This is a genomic window from Streptococcus sp. CCH5-D3 (genome assembly GCF_001556435.1).
Lineage (GTDB): Bacteria > Bacillota > Bacilli > Lactobacillales > Streptococcaceae > Streptococcus.
Map to the genome: position 1 here is coordinate 1 of NZ_LSIW01000075.1, position 549 is coordinate 549.

Consider the following 549-nt stretch of genomic DNA (forward strand, 5'->3'; position numbering starts at 1 on the left):
AGGTACCAGCATCACTCTTATGGCTAGCTGTGTCTACATGAACCTTGTAGCTACCGTCTGATTGTTTATCGGCATGGTACCATGTAAGGTCATCTTGACCATTTTTATCTGACCAGATTGGGACACGGACTTCCTGAACTGTCTTGCCACCACCTGAAACATTGGTAACGACAACATCAAAGCCATTAGAGGTTTGGTTGTTGATGGTAAGGTTACCAGAAACACGGTTTTCTTGTGGTTTAGACTCAATAGCTTTCAAGGTCGCAATATCCACATAACGACGTGTACCACTGTAACTGATGTAAGAAATCCATTGATGGTTATCCGCAGTCAAGACCTTGTCATAGTTCACTTTGTAGCCTTTTTCCAAGGTATAAAGTGTTTCTGCAGAAGCCTTAGGTTCGTTTTTAACATTCAAGCTACGTGTCACATTATAAGTGCCGCTTGCTGGAAGCTTTTCAGCACCAGTAGTTTCTGGTTTTGCTTGATTAGTCTCTGTTGGTTTAACAGTTGGTGTTTCAGCTTTGGCAGGTGTCAAAGTCGCAATAT

1 protein-coding gene is annotated in these 549 nt (G+C 42.3%); it reads right to left on the reverse strand.

Translation table 11 applies throughout. The annotated features are described in order from the left end of the window. Positions 1-549 (reverse strand): SH3 domain-containing protein (locus AX662_RS05110; protein WP_197414662.1); only part of this gene is annotated, 549 nt, incomplete at both ends.